Source organism: Bdellovibrio bacteriovorus (assembly GCF_002208115.1).
GTDB classification, from domain to species: domain Bacteria; phylum Bdellovibrionota; class Bdellovibrionia; order Bdellovibrionales; family Bdellovibrionaceae; genus Bdellovibrio; species Bdellovibrio bacteriovorus_C.
This window is the reverse complement of the sequence record NZ_CP020946.1, coordinates 1,259,804-1,278,618: the sequence shown is the minus strand read 5'-3', so window position 1 is coordinate 1,278,618 and position 18,815 is coordinate 1,259,804. Positions and strand designations below refer to the sequence as shown.

The window sequence follows — 18,815 nt, the reverse complement described above, 5'->3', positions numbered from 1 at the left end:
AACATGATCCCGATCATATCGGGGTGGGCATGCTGATGGCACACTTGAGACATCCTGGAGACACCATGAACACAGCAAATCTACACGAATGCGCCTACTGCAGAGCCGGAACCACCGAGCCCGTGTACTGCTGTTCGGCGTGCGAGACTCTGGATCTGCATGTGCGACAAATTCCGGTGCTTTCCGAACAACAGAATCCTTATGCTTATCTGGATCAGCCCGAGTTCCGTCGCCTTTACAGCCACGACAAACAGGATTTCAACTTCCTGTTCTTTGCCGAAGGACTGCACTGCTCCTCGTGCGTGCATCTGCTGGAGAAACTACCCGAATTTTATGATCGCATTGCCATGGCCCGAGTGAACTTCGGTCAAAGCACTGTTGCGGTGAAACTGGCCGAAGGCGGTTCTTTGGCGCAAGTGGCCCATGTCATTGCGGAACTGGGATACAAACCTTCACCGCTGGCCGCCCAGGACAATCTGGCCGCCCGCTATCAATCCGAAAACCGCAGCTTTTTAAAAAGAATCGCGGTGGCGGGCTTCTGTGCCGGGAACACCATGCTGTTTGTGATTCCGGTGTACTCAGGGCTTGCTGGCACCTGGGCGACAGTATTTAACTGGCTCAGCTTTGCCCTGTTCCTGCCGATCCTGCTTTACTCTGCCCAGCCCTTTTACAAAGGCGCCTGGAATTCCCTGAAATACAAAGTCATCAATGTCGATCTGCCGATCGCAATTGCGATGCTGTCCGGCTTTGCCCTTTCCACCGCCAACCTGGTTCGTGGTGACGGCGACATCTATTTCGACAGCACCGCCAGCTTCATGTTCTTTATCCTTTCAGCGCGTTATCTGCTCAAACGCGTGCAGCAGAACTATCTTTCCCCGTCCCGCATGAAGTCCTTTTTCCAGATGGAAAAATACGAGCGCATCAGCGGTGATACCTCCGCTGTGATCCCGTGGTCCTCTGTGAAGGCCGGCGACGTCCTGAAACTAAAACAGGGCCAGAGCCTGCCCTCGGATGCCACGTTGCTGTCTTCCCACGCCACGCTGGACATGTCCTTATTTAACGGCGAGTCCCTGCCCAAGGTGTTTTCTTCCGGGATGACATTGTTCGCCGGAACCAAAATTCTGGATGACGGAGTTCTGGTGCGCATGAACCTGCAGTTTTCTGAATCCAAACTGGGTCAGCTGCTGCAGCAGCTGGATCACGGGGCCTTGAAAAAAAGCCGCTTTATCGCCCTCACCGACCGTCTGGCCCAGTGGTTGATAATCACGGTGTTTTCTATCGCGGTGCTGTTCTTTATTGCTTACGCCAGCATCGATATATCCGAGGCCTTCAACCGCTCTTTGGCTCTGATCGTCCTGGCCTGCCCTTGTGCACTGGCTTTTGGTTCGCCACTGACTTTCGGACTGGCCCTGAAAAAATCCCAGCGTCTGGGGATTTTATTGAAAGATGCCACCAGTCTGGAACGCATGCTCGAAGTAAAAAACATCTTCTTTGACAAAACCGGCACTTTGACTGAAGGCCACCTGTCTTTGTCTCACTCCGAGCCGGCGATAATCTCTCCGCGCCTGCAGGCCAATATTCTGGCGCTGGAAGCCACCTCTTACCACCCACTGGCCTTTGCCCTGCGCCAGGCATGGCCGCATCCTGAATTTATGCCCGCGGTGCAAAATGCCCAGGAGATCCTGGGTAAAGGGGTCAAGGGACTGATCGACGGAAAACTTTACGAGATCCGCCATCTTTCAGAAAGCACTCACGAGGACGAAACCGCCATCGAGGTTCTGTGTGACGGCCAAAGCCTGTGCCGCCTTTATTTCCTGGATGAGCTTCGCCAGGACTCTGCCCAGGCGGTGCAAGAGCTGAATAAACGCGGCATGAACTGCTTCCTTCTTTCCGGCGACAAAAAAAGTCGCGTGTACCAGGCCGCAAACCAGTGTGGTATTGCCCGTGAGAACGCCCACGGCGAACTATTCCCGGAAGATAAAAAAGACATTCTCATTCGCCACAAAAACACCTGCATGATCGGCGATGGCGCCAACGATTCACTCAGCCTGCAGGCGGCGGACGTCGGTATCGCCGTGAAAGGCAGCGTGGACTTGAGCCTGAACAGTGCGGATGTGTACTTCACTCGCGGGGGACTTTCCCCGTTCTTTGATCTTTTGAAAATCTCGGAACAAACCCAGAACGTTTTGAAACGCAATCTGGGAATTTCACTGACTTACAACACCATCGGTGGAATCCTGGCCCTGGCCGGATTCATCGATCCGCTGATGGCGGCGATTCTGATGCCCATCAGTTCCGTGGTCATCATTCTTTCATCCTTGTGGGGGTTCCGATGAACATCATCATGATCATGATCCCCATGGCGTTAATTCTGGGAATTGGCTTTGTCTCCGCCTTTCTCTGGGCCACCTCCAAAGGTCAGTTTGATGACCTCGAGACACCAGCACACCGTATTTTAGATGACGAAAACGAAAGGAAAAAATCGTGAACACATCGGGAAATCTCATCGAGAAAATTTATTACGATGACGATATTGTCAAAAAGTTCGTCCTGGCGACCATGATCTGGGCCGGGGCTGCGTTTCTTTTTGGCTTGATCGCAGCATTGCAGCTGGCCTACTGGCCAATGAACGCCAATCTGGAATGGATCACATTCGGGCGCCTGAGACCGCTGCACACCAATGCGGCGATCTTCGCTTTTGCCGGGAATGCGATCTTTGCCGGGATCTATCATTCCAGCCAAAGACTGCTGAAAACCCGCATGTTCTCAAATCTGCTTTCCAAGATGCACTTCTGGGGCTGGCAGCTGATCATTCTTTCTGCCGCCATCACTTTGCCTCTGGGGTACTCCCAGTCCAAGGAATATGCAGAGCTTGAATGGCCGATCGACATCGCCATCACTGTGGTGTGGGTGATCTTCGCCATCAACTTCTTCATGACCATCCGTCAACGCCGTGAAAAACACATGTATGTGGCGATCTGGTTCTATATTTCCACAATCATCACTGTGGCAGTCCTGCATATCGTGAACTCCATCGAGATTCCGGTGACATTCCTGCAGTCCTATCCGGTCTATGCCGGGATTCAGGACGCCCTGGTGCAATGGTGGTACGGACACAACGCGGTGGCCTTCTTCCTGACCACGCCGTTCCTGGGTCTGATGTACTACTACGTGCCGAAAGCGGCGAACCGTCCGGTGTACTCTTACCGCCTCAGTATCATTCACTTCTGGGCTTTGGTATTCATCTATATCTGGGCCGGTCCACATCACCTGCTTTACACATCCCTTCCTGAATGGGCACAGACTTTGGGAATGATCTTCTCCATCATGCTGTGGGCGCCTTCTTGGGGTGGCATGATCAATGGTCTTTTGACTTTGAAAGGCTCCTGGCACCTGCTGAAAACCGAACCACTGATCAAGTTCTTTGTTGCGGCTTTGACTTTCTATGGGATGTCGACTTTCGAAGGACCGCTGCTGTCCATCAAATCCATCTCTGCAGTCGGTCACTACACTGACTGGATCGTGGGTCACGTTCACTCCGGTGCCCTGGGCTGGAACGGGTTCCTGACTTTCGGTATGATTTATTATCTGGTTCCACGCTTGTGGAGAACTGAACTGTATTCCAAAAAACTTCTGGAAAACCATTTCTGGATCGGCCTGACCGGCGTGCTTCTGTACTACACTTCCATGGTTGTGGCCGGCATCACTCAAGGTTTGATGTGGCTGGCTGTCGGTGAAGACGGTACCTTGGTGTATCCGGACTTTATCGAAACTGTGGTTCGTATCGTTCCACTTTACTGGGTGCGCGCACTGGGTGGATTCCTGTTCATCGTGGGCTTCGTGATGATGTGTTACAACATCTATAAAACCATCAAGCTGGCTCCCAAAGAACAACATGATGCTTACATCGAAGTGTCCCGTTCCGGTTATGACGAGCTGACCAAGGGTCACCGCAAACTGGAAGGCATGGGTGCGGTGTTCTCTGTCCTGGCGTTCCTGGCCATTGCCGTGGGTTCCGTGATCGAGATTTATCCGACTCTGTCCCTGCATCGCTATGTGAATCCGAACAATATCGTGGATCCGTATTCTCCGCTGGAGCTTGCCGGTCGTGATATCTATATCAAAGAAGGCTGTTACGTCTGCCACTCCCAGCAGATCCGTCCGATCGCTTCTGAAGTGATGCGCTATGGAGCCGCTTCCACGGTGGAAGAATCCATGTACGATCGTCCGTTCCAATGGGGCTCTAAACGCACCGGTCCGGATCTTTCCCGTCTGGGCAAGAAGTATCCGAACCTGTGGCATTACAGCCATATGCTGGATCCGCGTGCAGTGACCCCGAAAAGTATCATGCCGAACTATCCTTGGCTGGCAGAAAAAAAGACCGACTTCCTGGTCCTGCGTAAAAAACTGTCCGTCATGAAACAGCTGGATGTTCCTTATGCAGACGATGTTGTGGCCAACGCCGACATCTATGCTCAGAAACAGGCCAAAGAGATCGCTGCGGATCTGGAATCCAACGGTGCTCCAAAAGGTCTTGAAGACAAGGAAATCGTGGCCCTGATTGCTTACCTGCAGTCCCTGGGGCAGAAAGGAAAAGTACAATGAAATCGGAAGGACTGAAATATTTCACTGACACGCACCTGACTGCGATGGGCCTTTTGATCTTCTTCCTCTTCTTTGTAGGAGTGATGATCTGGGTATACCGCAAAAACAGCACCGAGATTTATGCCCACATGGAACAGATTCCTTTGAAAGACGGAGAATAAAATGAGTGAAGATAACAAGGAAAAATTCCACGAATACGACGGGATTATCGAACACGATAACCCCCTGCCAACCTGGTGGCTGTGGACCTTCTTCCTCACCATCATTTTCGCCTTCATCTATTACATCCACTATGAGTTGGGCGGTGGCCCGACTTTGCAGGATGAATTGAAGGTGGCGATGACTGAAATCGAACAGGTTCAAGCCAAGGCCGCAACCGCGTCACCGATGGAAACTGAAGAATCCCTGCAAGCCGCATTTGAAAAAGACGGTGTGCTGGCTTTAGGAGCCGCCCAGTTTGCCTCCAAGTGTGCTTCCTGCCATGGCCAGGAGCTGCAAGGTTTGATCGGACCGAATCTGACTGATAAGTTCTGGATGCATGGCAAAGCCACTCGCTTGGATGTGGTGAAGGTTGTTCGCGACGGTGTTCCCGAAAAAGGCATGCCTCCATGGGGCCCCGTCATGAAAAAAGATGAAATCTATGCGGTGTCGGCGTTTATCCTGTCCAAAAAAGGCAGCAACCCGGCTGGCGCAAAAGAGCCTCAGGGCGAGGCTGTGGAGTAAGTTATGTCGGGGTTGGATTCAGGCAAGCTAACAAGTGTTGATGAGCATGGTGACCGGTTGAACATTATCCCTGCCGAAGTGCGGGGGCGCTTCCGACGTCATCGCGACTGGACTCAGATCATTTTGTTGATTGTGTTCCTGATCCTGCCCTGGACGACTTTCAATGGTCATCAGACCATTCTGCTGGACATCCCCAAACGTGAATTCGCTCTGTTTGGGGTTTTGTTCAAAGCCCACGACGCCCCGATGTTGTTTTATATCGTCGGCACACTGACGCTGGGCTTGGCTTTTGTGACTTCCATCTGGGGCCGTGTCTGGTGCGGCTGGGCGTGCCCGCAGACGGTGTTCATTGATGCCGTTTACCGCCGCATTGAAAAATGGGTGGAGGGCACTTACATTCAGCGCCGTCAGTTGCGTGACGGGCCGATGACTTTGACCAAGATCCGCAAAGTTTCTTTGAAATGGTTCCTGTTTTTTGCCGTGTCTTCTGTGATTGCCCACAGCTTTATCGCCTACTTCGTGGGCGCAAGTGAACTGCTGGCAATGACCCAAGGCTCACCGGCCCAGAACATGACTTATTTCCTGCTGGTGCTGTTCTTCACGGCCATCATTCTATTCGATTTCGGCTGGTTCCGCGAACAGTTCTGCGTGATCATGTGCCCGTACGGGCGCATTCAGTCCGTGCTGCTGGATCAAAAATCCCTGGCCGTCGTTTACGATGTCAACCGTGGCGAACCCCGCAAAGGCACCACTCAACCCAACCAAAAAGCCGGCGACTGCGTGTCTTGCAATCGCTGCGTACAAGTCTGCCCGACTGGCATCGACATCCGCAATGGCCTGCAAATGGAATGCATCACCTGCACCGCGTGTATTGATGCCTGTGATGAAATCATGGAAAAAGTGAAAAAACCCAAAGGGCTGATTCGCTATGACACTCTGGATGGCAGCAAGATCTCTTTGGCCAAACCACGTTCAATCATTTACATCCTAGCGATTATGGGTTTGATTGGCGGGCTGGCTTACGCGGTCAGCACGCGCGAACCGGTGCATATCGCCGTCCTTCGCGGGGCCGGTCTGCCGTACTCTTACGTCAAAAACAGTGATGGTCAGGAAGTTCTTTTAAATCAGTTCCGCCTGCACATCCAAAATCAGGGCGCCTTGCGGGCCCGCTACAATCTGACCTTGCCTCAACAACTTCTGGATCAGGGAATCCAGGTTCAGGTGGCGGAAAATCCGATTCATCTGGCTCCGGGTGAATCACGTGAATGGTATTTCTTTGTCAGAATCCCGACATCTGTGATCCCGGCCAATGGACAGCTGAAAACAGAAGTGAATGTTCAGGATGAACTGGCTCCGGAAGGCTTCAAAACCCATCGCGAACTGATTCTTGTGGGACCGAGGTCACAATGATGTCATCAGCACTTCTGGCACTGGGAATATTGTCCTCCAGCTTCTTCGGCAGCTGGCATTGTGCCGGAATGTGCGGACCTGTAGCCACCCTGATGAGCGCACGCAATAGTTTATTTAGCTATCATCTGGGTCGCTTGTGCTCTTATGTTTTGCTGGGCGTTTTGGCGGGATCGTTGGGGCAGTTTTTCCTGAACAGTCAGTTTGTGACCCTGCGCTGGATTTCAGCGATACTTTTGGCGCTGGTGCTTGTGGGCTCTGGAGCTCGTCTGATTCTGCCCGTTTCGTGGCAACAGCGTTTGTCTGCGAATAAGATTTCTCATTCCATTTTAAGTGTGATCAAAAGACTGCAGGCCTTCCATGTTGGAAAGTCCGGCTTTGTTGTCGGATTGCTAACAGCCCTTCTTCCCTGCGGCTGGCTTTACACTTACGTCACCGCGGCCATTGCCACACAAAGCCCGTGGGCCGGTGGTCTGACGCTGGGTCTTTTCTGGCTGGGTGGTTTACCTGCATTAAGTGCTGTGCCCATGATGGTTCGTCAGGGCATTCAACACGCCGGACTTCGCCAGCAACGCATTGCTGGTGGTGTGCTGATCGTGGCCGGTTTGTATTCTTTGGGCAGCTTCATGCTGATGCATTAGTTTTTAGTTATTTCCGCTTCGCAACAAACCCGACCTTTCTTTGGACGAGCCCCGTTGTTAGATCGCAACGATTCGACCGTCCAAGGTTGTTTTCCTTGTGCGCCTTCCTTCCGCGGGCTTAGCGTTAAATCAAGAGTTTAACACGTTCGTTCACGTCTACGAAGGAGGCGTTCTATGGTTTCCCGGACTCATAAGGTACTAGCATCTGTGGCTGTTGCCGGATTTATCGCAGGTTGCGCGAGCAAACCACCCAATGTGCAGCCGATTTCTTCCAGTGCCAATCCGACGGCCGAGATTGAAAAAACCGAAGCCATGATCAACGAGGCACGATCCAAACAAATTGACGTGCTGTCGCCGGAAAACTTCACGGACGCCACCAAAGCTTTGGAAAAAGCCAAGCAGAAAAAAGAAAAAGACAAACCCAATGCTGACATTCTGGAACAGGTTGCTTATTCCCGCGCGTGGTTGAATGAAGCCAACACCCGCGCAGAAATCGCACGAACGTCGATGCGACAAATCACCGATGCACGCGAAGGCGCAATGAAAGCCGGAGCCCCCAAACTTTACCCTAAAGAATGGGACAAGGCTGGAAAGGATCTGGAAAAGATCACCGTGGCGATTGAAAAAGGGAACTTGAGTCCGGCGGACAAACGCGGCGATGAAATCATCAGCCGTTACCGGGACCTTGAAATCATGTCCGTCACCAAAGCCTATCTGGGAACAGCCAAAGACAATCTGGACACCGCAAAAAAAGCCGGTGCTGACAAAAATGCACCCAAGTCCTTTGGCATGGCAGCGATGAAATATGAAAATGCCGAGAAGCTGATCAAGGCTGATCCGCGCAATCCGGCCGTCATCGCCCGCGCCTCCCAGGATGCCACCCGTGAATCCCAGCACTTGATGGAAGTCACCCGCAAAGTCAATGCAGGCAATTCTGAAGACCTGGTTTTGATGGCAGAACGCCAGCAGCGCACCATCTCCACTTTGCGTAATGAGTACTCCAGTGCGGAACAAGAACTGCAAACAGTTCAAAGCGAAGCTGAACGTCAGCGCATGCAGCTGGAACGGCAGCAGGCTTTGCTGAGTCGCGCTCAAGCCCTGCGCAGTCAACTGAAGCCCAACGAGGCGGAAGTCTTCACCGAAAACGGCAAGCTGATGGTGCGCCTGAAAGGTCTGCAATTCCCCACTGCGCAGTCCAATCTGGGACCAAAAAACCAGGCCCTGCTGAAAAAAGTTGAAGGCGCATTGGCCGGAGTCACCCCTTCCAAAGTGATCGTCGAAGGTCACACGGACAACGTGGGAAGCGCAGAAGCCAACCGCGTGTTGTCAGAAAAACGCGCTCAATCCGTTCAGAACTTCCTGGTATCCCAGGGAACTCTGCCAGCGGATAAAGTCGAGTCCGTGGGAATGGGTTATGACAATCCAATTGGTAACAACAACACGGCTGCAGGACGAGCACAAAATCGTCGTATTGATCTTGTGATCGAAACTGAGTAAGGAGGTGCCTATGGCATCACAAATTCCTGGTCAAGGCTGGCAGGAACTGAAACGGGAGCTCATGCAGAAATGGCGTGAGCTTTCGGACAATGACCTTGAAAGCACCAAAGGCAATGCCCAGTCCATCGTCGATCTGCTGGAACGCAAAGTGGGAATGGCCATCGACGAAGCCAGTGAAAAGTTCGCCGAGATAGCATCACACTATCATCTTTATGATGAACCCGAGGAAAAGCCGGTCAAGGCTGACGAGGAAAAGAAAGAACGTGTGATGGAGCTGAAACCCAAAGCTCCGGCGAATCGTGACCGAAAACCAAAAGATGATTACCTGGGATGAGACCCTGCTCACCCACCGGAGGCTTGATTCAAGGATTTGTTTCTTTCGAATCAGGCCCCGCTTTTTCCCGCACCACACTAACAAAAGAGCAAGGCACTGACGTCACCACATGGGGTTCAGAATTCACTTTATGAATCAGCTCCAGCATATCCGGCGATCCATGCGCCTTTCGCACAAACACCATCCAACCGGACTCCTTTAACTGCGCAAAAACCTTTTGTGGAAACTCGGAAGAGCCGGCCGTGAATATCACCCGGTCATAGGGTCCATTGGCCGCATCCCCTTCAAAACCGTCCCCGGCTTTGACAATGACCTGGGAAAGATGGCGCTCCGCCAGGATTTTCTGGGCTCTGCCGGCAAGCTCACTGATCACTTCCACAGAGACCACCTTGCCGCTTTTACCAACAATATCAGCCATCATGGCGGTGTTCCAGCCACTGCCCGAGCCCAGCTCAAAAACCTTTTGTCCGGGCTCGAGTTTGAGCAAATCCAGAATGCGCAGAACAAAACTGGGTTGAGAAATAGTAGAGACAAAAGGAGGACTGTTGAACAACACCAGAGGATGATCTTCGTAGGCCTCTTCGACCGTGTATTCCGGCACGAAGATGTGCCGGGGCTGACTATAAAAAGCTTCCACCACTTTTTCAGACAGTGGCAATGCGCGCTTCAAGACACTTTGTTGATAGTGTTCCAGTGACAGGCCCATGATTAAGCTTGCAAGGTTTTTTCCCGAACGGCAAGCTTGTATCATGACACTGACTCAACTCGAATATATTCTTGCCGTCGCCGACACAGGCAGTTTCAGCCACGCTGCCCGCCAATGCCATGTCACCCAACCCACGCTGAGTATGCAAATTCAAAAGCTGGAAGAAGAACTGGGCGTGATTCTTTTTGATCGCACCAAACAACCCATCCGCGCCACCTCCGTCGGCGAAGAGGTCCTGCAGCAGGCCCGTCTAGTGGTCAAAGGCTCTCAGCACCTGAAAGAAATCGTCGACGATGCTAAAGGATCTCTGCGCGGCGAACTGCGCATCGGAATCATTCCCACGCTGGCCCCGTATCTGCTGCCGCTGTTCCTGAAAAAAATCAAGGACGCCCACAGCAGTTTGCATCTGACTTTTGAAGAACTGCAAACCGAGGTGATGATTGAAAAGATCCGCAATCATAGCCTGGATCTGGGCATCATCGTCACGCCGATTGATGATCTGAATATCGCCAATCACGTTTTGTTCTATGAGCCGTTCAATGTTTATCTGTCCAAGGGGCATCCCCTTCTAAGCCAGAAATCGCTGGATGAAAAAGACCTGTCATCAGAAGACGTCCTGCTGCTGAACGAAGGCCACTGCTTCCGCGAGCAAAGCCTTTCCCTTTGCCGCAACAAAAAAAGTCCGGCGGTGATGGATCGCAGTTTCACCTTTGAAAGTGGCAGTCTTGAGACCCTGAAAAAACTGGTGGATCAGGGGGAAAGCTTTACACTGCTCCCTTATCTGGCCGCGCTCGACGTGCAGGACAAAAAGCGACTGCGACCTTTCTCGGATCCGGTCCCAACCCGGGAAGTGAGCCTGGTTCATGGACCTCATTTCCAAAGGAAGGCCCTTTTAAAGGCTCTTATTGAAACCATAAAGAAAAACCTGCCCGAAGGACTGTCTGCCACCCGAGGTAAAAACCAACTGAAAATCGACAACCCTTTAGGTTATCTCAAATAGTTTTCATCTATGCCTATAGACAGTATATAGACAAAATCTATATGTCCCATAGAAAAAGAGAACTGTTCACCTCCCCTCACCGGGCTTATCCTGTTTACAGGCAAGAGCGGGGTTCCTGTAAGGCACCCCTCTGACAGTGACAAGGAGGAATTTATGAGATCACAAAACGCCCATTCACTGAATGAAAACAAATCCGTCAGCAATATAAAATCGGTCGAAACCGGCACCAGTGCTGTTGTTGAAACGCTGAAAAAATCTTTGGCTGAGGAATATCTGCTGCAACTTAAAACCCAAAACTTCCACTGGAACGTGGAAGGTCCAATGTTCTTCTCTTTGCACAAACTGTTTGAAGAACAATACGGCCAGTTGGCTGAATTCGTCGATCGCACGGCGGAAGTGATCCGCGCTTTGAAAGTCAAAGCTCCGGGCAGCTTCAAAGAGTTCAGAGAACTGTCCTCCATTCAGGAGGCTTCTGACAAACTGACCGCCAGCCAAATGATCGAAATGCTCAGCCAGGACCACACAAATCTGGCCATCGCTTTGAAATCCCGACTGGAAACCGCAGAGGATGCGGAAGAAACCAGTGCTGTGACTTTGTACGAGGACCTGATCGGCTTCCATGAAAAAGCCGCTTGGATGATCCGCAGTCACAGATCCTGATCCCGATTTGAATTATCGAGAAAGGATGTAGAACATGGGCAGCGCACTGATGGGATTATTGGCAGGAGGGATCACCGGGCTTTCAACAATGCTCGGTGCCCTTCCCATTCTTAAAAACAAAACCACCGGCTGGAATCCCTGGCGCAGTCTGAATCTGGACTTTGCCATCGGGATGATGCTGGCGGCGGCGGCCTTTAATCTGATCGGCCCTGCTTACTCAAGCACACACAGCTCCTTCGGGGTGTCTCTTGCCCTGGCGCTCGGTGTGGCTTCCATCTATGGACTGAGTCATCTGATCCATAGCGTGTCGCCCTCCGAATGGTCTGTTCACCGAAGAGCCTGGCTTTTCGTGACGGCTATGATGCTGCACAACCTCCCCGAAGGTTTGGCTTCGGGAGCTGCGCTGAGCGCTGATTCCATTTCCACCGCCAACGGCTGGACAGTCGTGGGCGCCATCGTGTTTCAGAACTTCCCGGAAGGACTTGCCACTGCCGCAGCTTTCCTTTCAATTGGCATGTCCCGCAAAGTGGCCTTCTTTGGTGCCGCATTAACCGGTGTCATGGAAATTCTGGGCGGTGCTTTGGGCGGCATTTTCACCAGCATCACATCGGCATCCCTTCCTTTCATCCTGGCTTTCGCGGGTGGGGCGATGATCAGTGTGACCCTGGAGGAAATCTTCGCCAAAATGAAAGAGACCCGCATGACTTACCTGTGGCAAAAGCAGTTTGTCGCCGGGGCCTTGTCCGTTATTGTAATGAACTGGATCATCGGTCAGTCCTAAGATGTTTCAGTCTGAAACATCCCAATGAATAATAATTTATTTTATGATCTGCATCATCATTACTCTCCCCCGGCCCATCTTACACTGATAGGGCACGGGAGGTTGTGCTTGAAGCTGATCACAAAAATTACCGCCATTGTTTCCCTGGCCGCTGTTGTCTCAGTTATTGCCGCCACCCAGGTCTCGCGATCCGAGGTCCACGATCAGGGCGAAAAAGACCTGATCGACAAGAGCCGGGCCATCCTGGATCAACTGGAGGGCACGCGCGATTACGTCGCCTCCCAAGGAGGGCTTGCTGAATTTATCAATGATATTGGCAGTCGCTATCCTGATGGAAATGTCCCGAAGGATTTAAAGATGAACATTCTGCGACGGGTTCCGATTTTCGCTTCGATCAAAGTGGGTCAGGAGCAGTCCGAGCGCAGTGGTTATAAGTTCAGGGTCTTTTCTCCAGAGCCTCGCCGGGAGGAAAACCTGGCTCGAACTGATGAAATGCAGATCTACAATCGCTTTCTCAATGAACCGACCCTGAAGGAAATCGTCACCACCAGCGATGAATCAGTCATCGTCTATCGCCCAGTACGGCTGTCTGAAAAACAAGGCTGCTTAATATGTCACGGCCAGCCGTCTCAAAGCCCTTTTGGCAATGGGAAAGATGTGCTGGGACATGACATGGAAAACTGGTCGGATGGAAAACTTCACGGAGTCTTTGCCATCACCAGCAGCCTGGCCACCACCAATGCCGCCAGCCAGGCTTCAGTGAAGAAGATCCTTCTTTTTTCTTTCTTCGGACTTATTCTGAGCGTTCTTTTCGCGTGGGTTGTCCTGCGCAAGCCGCTGGAAAACCTGCGCACCGCCGTCAACAGCATCAGAAACTCCAGCCAGCACCTTTCCGCCACAAGTTCTGAGATATCCAATGCTTCACAAGGCCTCAGCACATCGGCCACAGAAGCGGCTGCGGCCCTGGAGGAAACATCCGCTTCCATCGAAGAACTGACCAGCATGGTGAAAATGAATTCTGACAATGCCCAGAATGCCCGACTGCTGTCCACTTCTGCCATGGAGGCGGCGGTGCGGGGCGAACAAAACATGCAGGAACTGATCACTTCAATGCAAACCGTTTCGGTCACGGCGAAAAAGGTGCAGGAGATCACCGGTCTGATTGACGATATTGCCTTTCAGACAAATCTGCTGGCCCTGAATGCTGCCGTGGAAGCCGCCCGCGCCGGTGAAAATGGACGAGGTTTCTCGGTTGTTGCCGAAGCCGTGCGCCAGTTGGCACTGAAATCCGCCCAATCCGCGAAGGAAATATCAGGTTTGATTTCTGAAAGTGTCAGCCAGATCGACGTCAGTTACAAATCCGCTCTGCAAGGCGGTGAAACTTTGCAGACAATTGTGCAAGAGTCACAAAAAGTTTCGACTTTAAACAATGAAATTGCCCAGGCCAGTCAGGAGCAGTCGACAGGTATCGACCAGATCTCGCGCGCTCTGCACGATCTGGACAAAGTGACCCAGAACAACGCCGCCTCTTCTGAAGAAACCGCGGCGGCCTCGGTGGAGCTGTCCAGTCAGTCCCAGCAGCTCGATATGATGGTGGAATCCGTGGAAGGCGTTCTTAACGGACGCCCGAAAGCCAGCTAAAGGGTGGACAGCGGCGACGGGCCACGCTAGGCTTTGGGCATGACATTAACAGCATTTCAAACCGTCGCCCTGGCAGCTCTGGTCGTGTATTTCGGCCGGTTTATTAAAAGCAAAATCCAGATTCTGGACAAGTACAATCTGCCGTCTCCGGTCATCGGCGGATTTATTGTCGCCATCATCATTTCAACCCTGAAGGCCCAGGGCCTTTTCGTGCTGACATTCAACAAAGCCTTTGAAGAAGCTTTGATGATCACCTTCTTCACCTCGGTCGGCTATTCCGCCTCTGTGCGCCTGCTTAAAGAAGGCGGTCGCGCCGTTGTGTTCTTCCTGCTTCTGACCATCGGCGGCCTGCTGGTGCAGATTATCGCAGGAATTGGTCTTGCAAAAATGATGGGTGAACACCCCCTGATGGGAGTTCTGACCGGCGCTGTGTCTTTGACAGGTGGCCCGGGCACCGCCCTGGCGTTCGGACCGGTCTTTGAAGCTGCTGGTGTCGAAGGCGCTTCGGTGATTGGTGTGACCACGGCCATGGGTGGTATTGTGCTGGGCGGCCTGATCGGAACTCCGCTGGCCACATATCTTATTAATAAGAAAAAACTAAAGCATCCGGTGGATCATGACAGCGGTGCACATCAGGAATCGATGATGCTAAAATCCTTCGCGGGTCGCGATCTGCTGATGCACCTTCTGGCGCTGACTCTGATCATGGGGATTGGCACTACGATCAGCTCCTGGATCAGCTCTTTGCAAATCACCCTGCCGATCTATATTGGTTCCATGGTGGTGGCGGCGATCTTCCGCAATATCGAAGACACCAAAACAGTTTTCAAAATCTCTCCGGAATGGATTGAGGAAATCGGCTCCGTGGCCCTGACCCTGTTCATTGCCATGGCGATCATGAGCCTGCGGCTGGAAGAACTGAAAAACGCGGCATTGCCTATTTTGGTTTTCCTGACGGTGCAGGCCATTCTGGTCGCGGTCACGGCCCTGGGGCCGGCGTTTTGGGTGGCCGGCAAGGACTATGAGGCTTCCGTGATGAGTGCCGGCTATGTCGGATTTATGATGGGAACCACGGCCAACGCCATGGCCAACATGCATTCGCTCAGTCAGCGCTATGGCCACGCTTACAAGGCCTTCCTGGTGGTGCCGCTGGTGGGTTCCTGCTTCATCGATTTTATCAACGCAGCGCTGGTCACCTTCTGTATCAACATGTTTGGCAACTAATACGACTGCAAAACATCAAATAAAAAAGCCCGCTGAATCCAGCGGGCTTTTTTTATTGAGCTTTTCTGTCTGAAGGATCTACTGCTCAAAACCGCAGCGGGACTTTGCAGACTCAAAGATGCGACCATCCAAAGTCAAACCGAAGGTGTCATGTCCGGACTGAGCGACGATCACGCCCTCGCCATTTGCATCACGCATCCAACTGCGCTGGTGATCGGCATAGTAATTACCGATGCAAATCTGAGCCGGCTCTCCGGTGAGATAGAAGTTGATAAAACCACCCGGACGAGTCGAACGAAGGCTGTAATCAACATGATTGAATTCCAACTGAAGAGTTTTGATCTGAGTCAGCAAGCCCTGCTCGTTATAAAACAGTTCCGTAGCCGTCGCCTGACCAATGGCCTCTTTCGAACGCAGAACAAATCCGGCGGAAGTGCAGCCCATTTGAATATGCTTTACTTTTCCATTCGGCCAGAAGTTGATAGTCCCCCCGCCCTTTTCTACCGGCGTGGACTCCCCGCAGTGAACCGGCATGGTACGCCCTCCCGGACCGGACATATTGAAGGATCTGGCCAGAGTCGCGGAGGTAACCACACCCATGTCATTGTAGGAAACCCTGTAGGACTGACCACGACCCAGTTCCTGACCGGAATGCAGGAAGATGTGGTAGCCATTGACGTCCGCCAATTGCAGACCCGATCTTTGCAACAGATCGATATACTGAGGCACGGTCACATCGCGCATCATCGTGGAATGCAGGAAGCCGTTCATCAGACGGACACCATTGGAAGTTTGGAAGTTGTTTTCCGGCTGCAAACCCTCACGATAGATGAACTCATGCAACACCAGAGCAGAGCGCTGGGTATTGGTCATGCGATCCCAGACATCTTTATTGAAATAATAGCGATGCCCCTTGATGCTGGGGCGTTTATACTGAACAGCCCCCTGAACCAGGATGCAACCTTTTGGCAAAGCGCCCCAGCCACGGTCCGGAATATCAGTGAACTCGGTGCCTTTCAGGAACAAAGCTTCACGATCAAAAGTCTCCAGAAACGAGGTGTACAAAATTGCACGGGTTGGATTGATTTCCCCCATGCGGGCAATCATCTGGCGCAGGATTTTTTTATACTCAGGGCCTTCAATAACATCCATTTCAAAAGTCTGAATCTCGCGGGCCTCAAACAGATCCAGAACTTCATAACGCTGATGTTCCACACGGCCTTCGCAATAAATGACGCTGCCGCCGTTGCCTTTTTCATCACCGCCGATAAATGCGGCCTGTGCCAGCGACCCCGCGAATGAAATCAGAATCAGGGGTAACAGGGTCTTTTTGATCATAGCGGCTTCTCACTTTCAGCAACAGTCAGGGGGAAGAACTGGATATTCAGATTGTACACTTCGGTCATGTCACCCTCTTCAACCAGCATGGACAGTTTACGGCGGAATTTTTTAATCAAACTCTTGGCCTCTTCCATTTTGTGCGGGTTGATCGCCATGGTGATGGCCGAATAATCACGGCGGTCGATCGGAGTTCTTTTCAGAACCTCGATGGCCTTGTGCATGTCAGACACGTGGGCCTGAACCAGGGCTTCACTCGGAATATCGGTGGTGGTGGCAAGACTGGCCACGGAACGCGCGATGGAATTGCCCTTGCGCTTGATAAAGCCCAGATCCAAAAGCAGATCCAGACTTTGCTGAACTTTCTCCAACGGCAGCGCCAGGCGTTCAGCAATCCACTCCGGGTCCGGCTTGAAGGTCTTCATACGGATCAGGTTCAGGATGGCAAAGTGCTCCCAACTGGCAATCAGCTCCAGCTCTTTTTCAGCCAAAGTTTTTTGCGCGGCAAATTTACGGGAACGCGTAGAGATCAAAGAATAGACTTCGTTGCGTTCCTCTGTCCCCAGCTCCAACCCCAGCACGATCTTGTTGGCGTAAAATTCACTCAAAGGACGTTTGCCGTGCATCAGCTCGTTCAAACAGCCGGGTGAAATGCCCACTTTTTTTGCTAAAGAGCGGAAGGAAAATCGAGGGTTCTTTTTCTGAATTTCCTCAAGTTTGTTTTTTAAAAGGGCACCGAATTGATTAGACACAAAATCCCCCACCGACATGAGGGATTTTTTACATTTAATACCAAAGTTGCAAGGTTAAAATGGACGAAGAGTTCCGTACGACAAACAAAGGGAACGCTGCGACAGGTTCAGATTACGAGCTCTATGATCGCGCGAAAGCCGTGATTGCCAGCCATTGCCCCGATAATGTTACGAAGCGAAGTGATGTTCTTCCCCTGAGATCCGATCAACTTTCCGCGATACTCCTGCGGCACCGTCACTTTATACACTGTTGTCTTGTCGCCTGCTGCAAAGGTCACTTCCACCTGTTCATAGCAGGAAGTCATCTCTTGAATTACGCTCTCAAGAACCTTCGCCAAACGATCTCTAATATCCGCATCCTGGGTCATAGTCTCCGCCAACATGTTTCGTTCTCCGTACCACCCATTTTGTTGATCCCCTGCCTTAAGAGCAACCCTGCCGGGTCCACCCTAGGCCGGAAAGTGTTCCACCAAGAATATAGGAATGCTCAAATTCCCCTATGGTAAGACCCAAAAAACGGCCGCCGGGTTAACCTTTTCCTGTTTCTTCGGGGTCATGCAGTACCGGGACAGGGCCGTCCCGCCAATCCCCATCAAAGGAAGATAACGGATGCAAAAAACAGTTTTATGTTTTTCTTTATTAGTGTTTTTAAGTGCCTGCGAAAACAGCACTCCGGGTGAACCCTCGGTCGTCACTCCGCAAGAAACCCCGGAGCTGCAGGAAAAAGTCATCTATGGCAGCGACAACCGCAAAGACCTGTATGAAGTAAAATCAACTTTACAAAGGCGTTTGGCCGACTCGACAGTGGCGTTGATCAAGGAAGAAAACTTACAGGAAGGCGCAGAGATCACACGCATCTCTGCTCAAACTTTCCGCAGATCTTACAACCTTTGCGCTTCGGAACGTTTCGGAGAACAGGAAAATGCCGCCTTCTGTTCAGGCTCCTTGGTGGCGCCCGACGTCATAGCCACCGCCGGTCATTGCGTGCGATCGGTGCGTGATTGCAGCGAAACCCGTTTCGTCTTTGGTTACGCCATAAAATCAGCCGGAGTTCAGCCGCGTGAAGTGCCATCCACCGAAGTCTATCGCTGCGCTGAAATCATTCACAGCGAAGTGCTGGCAACCGGGTCCGACTTTGCCCTGATCAAACTGGATCGACCTGTGAACAACCATGCCGTTTTGAAAACCCGCAAAAGCGGAAGCGTCAAATTCGGAGCCTCATTGGTTGTGATTGGACACCCGGTAGGGCTTCCCACCAAGATCGCCGCCGGGGCCAAAGTGCGCAGTGCCACGGAAGCCGAACATTTCGTCGCAAATCTGGATACCTATGGAGGAAACTCAGGCTCCGCAGTATTTAATTCTTCCGGGGTCATCGAAGGCATCTTGGTCCGGGGTGACACTGACTTCGTATACCAAGGGTCCTGCACTGTTTCCAACCGCTGTACCAGCACAGGCTGTCGCGGCGAAGATGTCACGCGCATCACCCGCATCCTGCCTTATCTTTGA

The 18,815-nt window shown here is 52.0% G+C and carries 19 protein-coding genes; 15 read left to right on the top strand and 4 right to left on the bottom strand.

Going from position 1 to position 18,815, the window contains the following annotated elements:
* Positions 1-65: 65 nt before the first annotated feature.
* The 9 genes from B9G79_RS06265 to B9G79_RS06225 all read left to right on the top strand — a co-directional run bounded on the left by B9G79_RS06265 (position 66) and on the right by B9G79_RS06225 (position 9,207).
* Positions 66-2,336: a heavy metal translocating P-type ATPase gene (locus B9G79_RS06265; protein ID WP_232469227.1), complete on the top strand. Its 2,271-nt coding sequence runs from the start codon at positions 66-68 to the stop codon at positions 2,334-2,336.
* Positions 2,333-2,488, top strand: a complete 156-nt coding sequence (ccoS, locus tag B9G79_RS06260) for a cbb3-type cytochrome oxidase assembly protein CcoS (protein WP_011165006.1) — start codon at positions 2,333-2,335, stop codon at positions 2,486-2,488. Before B9G79_RS06265 ends, ccoS begins: the two co-directional genes overlap by 4 nt.
* Positions 2,485-4,605: a cytochrome-c oxidase, cbb3-type subunit I gene (ccoN, locus tag B9G79_RS06255; protein ID WP_088564772.1), complete on the top strand. Its 2,121-nt coding sequence runs from the start codon at positions 2,485-2,487 to the stop codon at positions 4,603-4,605. The genes ccoS and ccoN overlap by 4 nt, the downstream gene beginning before the upstream one ends.
* Complete coding sequence (locus tag B9G79_RS06250; RefSeq protein ID WP_088564771.1) at positions 4,602-4,766, top strand: cbb3-type cytochrome oxidase subunit 3; 165 nt, start codon at positions 4,602-4,604, stop codon at positions 4,764-4,766. Before ccoN ends, B9G79_RS06250 begins: the two co-directional genes overlap by 4 nt.
* Position 4,767: 1 nt before the next feature.
* Positions 4,768-5,328: a cbb3-type cytochrome c oxidase N-terminal domain-containing protein gene (locus tag B9G79_RS06245; RefSeq protein WP_088564770.1), complete on the top strand. Its 561-nt coding sequence runs from the start codon at positions 4,768-4,770 to the stop codon at positions 5,326-5,328.
* A gap of 3 nt (positions 5,329-5,331) precedes the next feature.
* The gene (gene ccoG / locus B9G79_RS06240; RefSeq protein WP_088564769.1) at positions 5,332-6,738 is read left to right on the top strand and encodes a cytochrome c oxidase accessory protein CcoG; all 1,407 of its coding nucleotides are present in this window, start codon (positions 5,332-5,334) and stop codon (positions 6,736-6,738) included.
* On the top strand, positions 6,735-7,376 hold the full coding sequence (locus B9G79_RS06235) for a sulfite exporter TauE/SafE family protein (RefSeq protein WP_088564768.1): 642 nt from the start codon (positions 6,735-6,737) through the stop codon (positions 7,374-7,376). The genes ccoG and B9G79_RS06235 overlap by 4 nt, the downstream gene beginning before the upstream one ends.
* A 174-nt stretch (positions 7,377-7,550) precedes the next feature.
* A complete protein-coding gene (locus B9G79_RS06230; RefSeq protein ID WP_088564767.1) occupies positions 7,551-8,873 on the top strand; it encodes an OmpA family protein in 1,323 nt (440 codons plus the stop codon).
* Positions 8,874-8,883: 10 nt separating this feature from the next.
* Positions 8,884-9,207, top strand: a complete 324-nt coding sequence (locus B9G79_RS06225) for a transcriptional regulator (protein WP_088564766.1) — start codon at positions 8,884-8,886, stop codon at positions 9,205-9,207.
* A gap of 28 nt (positions 9,208-9,235) precedes the next feature.
* Here B9G79_RS06225 and B9G79_RS06220 read toward each other — a convergent pair whose 3' ends face one another.
* Entirely contained in the window at positions 9,236-9,958 is a 723-nt protein-coding gene (locus B9G79_RS06220) for a protein-L-isoaspartate O-methyltransferase family protein (protein ID WP_088564765.1), read from the bottom strand.
* Between B9G79_RS06220 and B9G79_RS06215 the strand changes: the two genes are divergently transcribed.
* The 5 genes from B9G79_RS06215 to gltS all read left to right on the top strand — a co-directional run bounded on the left by B9G79_RS06215 (position 9,957) and on the right by gltS (position 15,219).
* Positions 9,957-10,913: a hydrogen peroxide-inducible genes activator gene (locus B9G79_RS06215; RefSeq protein WP_088564764.1), complete on the top strand. Its 957-nt coding sequence runs from the start codon at positions 9,957-9,959 to the stop codon at positions 10,911-10,913. The genes B9G79_RS06220 and B9G79_RS06215 overlap by 2 nt on opposite strands.
* Before the next feature lie 153 nt (positions 10,914-11,066).
* Complete coding sequence (locus B9G79_RS06210; RefSeq protein ID WP_088564763.1) at positions 11,067-11,573, top strand: Dps family protein; 507 nt, start codon at positions 11,067-11,069, stop codon at positions 11,571-11,573.
* 34 nt (positions 11,574-11,607) lie between these two features.
* A complete protein-coding gene (locus B9G79_RS06205; protein WP_088564762.1) occupies positions 11,608-12,354 on the top strand; it encodes a ZIP family metal transporter in 747 nt (248 codons plus the stop codon).
* A 108-nt stretch (positions 12,355-12,462) separates the two neighbouring features.
* Positions 12,463-13,995, top strand: coding sequence for a methyl-accepting chemotaxis protein (locus B9G79_RS06200; protein ID WP_232469226.1), 1,533 nt, complete (start codon positions 12,463-12,465; stop codon positions 13,993-13,995).
* 39 nt (positions 13,996-14,034) lie between these two features.
* Entirely contained in the window at positions 14,035-15,219 is a 1,185-nt protein-coding gene (gene gltS / locus B9G79_RS06195) for a sodium/glutamate symporter (protein WP_088564760.1), read from the top strand.
* A 78-nt stretch (positions 15,220-15,297) separates the two neighbouring features.
* Here gltS and B9G79_RS06190 read toward each other — a convergent pair whose 3' ends face one another.
* The 3 genes from B9G79_RS06190 to B9G79_RS06180 form a co-directional block, all read right to left on the bottom strand.
* Positions 15,298-16,557 carry a hypothetical protein gene (locus B9G79_RS06190; protein ID WP_088564759.1) on the bottom strand — a complete coding sequence of 420 codons (1,260 nt, stop codon included), beginning with the start codon at positions 16,555-16,557 and terminating at the stop codon, positions 15,298-15,300.
* Positions 16,554-17,309 (bottom strand): DUF4423 domain-containing protein, encoded by a 756-nt coding sequence (locus B9G79_RS06185; RefSeq protein WP_232469225.1) that lies wholly within the window; start codon positions 17,307-17,309, stop codon positions 16,554-16,556. Before B9G79_RS06185 ends, B9G79_RS06190 begins: the two co-directional genes overlap by 4 nt.
* A gap of 107 nt (positions 17,310-17,416) precedes the next feature.
* The gene (locus B9G79_RS06180) at positions 17,417-17,692 is read right to left on the bottom strand and encodes a KH domain-containing protein (RefSeq protein ID WP_088564757.1); all 276 of its coding nucleotides are present in this window, start codon (positions 17,690-17,692) and stop codon (positions 17,417-17,419) included.
* Positions 17,693-17,918: 226 nt separating this feature from the next.
* Here B9G79_RS06180 and B9G79_RS06175 point away from each other — a divergent pair, with 226 nt between their 5' ends.
* Positions 17,919-18,815, top strand: a complete 897-nt coding sequence (locus B9G79_RS06175; RefSeq protein ID WP_088564756.1) for a trypsin-like serine peptidase — start codon at positions 17,919-17,921, stop codon at positions 18,813-18,815.

Bases quoted from the DNA above. Each gene is read 5' to 3' on its own strand.
- ccoS (WP_011165006.1), top strand. From the start codon at position 2,333: ATGAACATCATCATGATCATGATCCCCATGGCGTTAATTCTGGGAATT.
- B9G79_RS06210 (WP_088564763.1), top strand. From the start codon at position 11,067: ATGAGATCACAAAACGCCCATTCACTGAATGAAAACAAATCCGTCAGC.
- B9G79_RS06230 (WP_088564767.1), top strand. From the start codon at position 7,551: ATGGTTTCCCGGACTCATAAGGTACTAGCATCTGTGGCTGTTGCCGGA.
- B9G79_RS06250 (WP_088564771.1), top strand. From the start codon at position 4,602: ATGAAATCGGAAGGACTGAAATATTTCACTGACACGCACCTGACTGCG.
- B9G79_RS06225 (WP_088564766.1), top strand. From the start codon at position 8,884: ATGGCATCACAAATTCCTGGTCAAGGCTGGCAGGAACTGAAACGGGAG.
- B9G79_RS06245 (WP_088564770.1), top strand. From the start codon at position 4,768: ATGAGTGAAGATAACAAGGAAAAATTCCACGAATACGACGGGATTATC.
- B9G79_RS06190 (WP_088564759.1), bottom strand. From the start codon at position 16,557: ATGATCAAAAAGACCCTGTTACCCCTGATTCTGATTTCATTCGCGGGG.
- B9G79_RS06175 (WP_088564756.1), top strand. From the start codon at position 17,919: ATGCAAAAAACAGTTTTATGTTTTTCTTTATTAGTGTTTTTAAGTGCC.
- B9G79_RS06220 (WP_088564765.1), bottom strand. From the start codon at position 9,958: ATGATACAAGCTTGCCGTTCGGGAAAAAACCTTGCAAGCTTAATCATG.
- B9G79_RS06265 (WP_232469227.1), top strand. From the start codon at position 66: ATGAACACAGCAAATCTACACGAATGCGCCTACTGCAGAGCCGGAACC.
- gltS (WP_088564760.1), top strand. From the start codon at position 14,035: ATGACATTAACAGCATTTCAAACCGTCGCCCTGGCAGCTCTGGTCGTG.
- B9G79_RS06235 (WP_088564768.1), top strand. From the start codon at position 6,735: ATGATGTCATCAGCACTTCTGGCACTGGGAATATTGTCCTCCAGCTTC.
- ccoG (WP_088564769.1), top strand. From the start codon at position 5,332: ATGTCGGGGTTGGATTCAGGCAAGCTAACAAGTGTTGATGAGCATGGT.
- B9G79_RS06215 (WP_088564764.1), top strand. From the start codon at position 9,957: ATGACACTGACTCAACTCGAATATATTCTTGCCGTCGCCGACACAGGC.
- B9G79_RS06180 (WP_088564757.1), bottom strand. From the start codon at position 17,692: ATGTTGGCGGAGACTATGACCCAGGATGCGGATATTAGAGATCGTTTG.
- B9G79_RS06205 (WP_088564762.1), top strand. From the start codon at position 11,608: ATGGGCAGCGCACTGATGGGATTATTGGCAGGAGGGATCACCGGGCTT.